This window comes from Oleiphilus sp. HI0066 (genome assembly GCF_001635725.1).
On record NZ_LWFH01001129.1, the window covers coordinates 1 to 671 of the forward strand.

Annotated in this window: 1 protein-coding gene; it reads left to right on the top strand. The window is 43.4% G+C overall.

Annotation, left to right across the window (positions count from 1 at the left end):
• Nucleotides 1-58: 58 nt before the first annotated feature.
• A partial coding sequence (locus A3738_RS14850) for a mechanosensitive ion channel family protein (protein ID WP_156504279.1) occupies nt 59-671 on the top strand: 613 nt, incomplete at its 3' end.

Below are 671 nucleotides of genomic sequence, written 5' to 3' on the forward strand. Positions count from 1 at the left end.
TGCGTTGGCAGAATGCTCAAGAAATCGTCAAGAATATAAATAATAAGGTGTAAGCTAAATGGATTTTCTGGAGTCTAGTAATCAGTTTCTAGCCGACCTTGGATATACGAATTCCGGTGTGCGTAGTGTCATTGAAATTTTCGCTGTTGTCGTACTCACAGCATTAGCAAGTTATATTTCAAAACGGATATTCAAACGAGTCGAAATCCAGTTCACCAAGACGGAGAATTTATGGGACGATGCATTACTACACGCAGCAAGACGTCCTGTGTCCCTTGGTATCTGGATCGTCGGCCTTTCCATGGCGGCATATACTGCCGATCAATACTCAAACGTAGTTGTTTTCGATTTTGTTGAGCCAATTCAGCGTATCGGGGTTATCTTCTGTCTAACTTGGTTCGTAGTAGGGTTTATTGCGCAAACAGAAACCTTGCTTATCGATCCAGATAGAGTTGAGGAGCCTATCGATGAAACTACTGTGCACGCATTGGGTAAACTTCTTCGGGCTTCGATTATTATCACTGCAGTTCTCGTTGTTTTACAGACATTAGGTTTCAGTATTAGTGGTGTATTAGCCTTTGGTGGTATTGGCGGCATTGCTGTTGGTTTTGCGGCGAAAGACTTGCTAGCGAACTTCTTCGGCGGGCTGATGATCTATTTGGACAGACCGT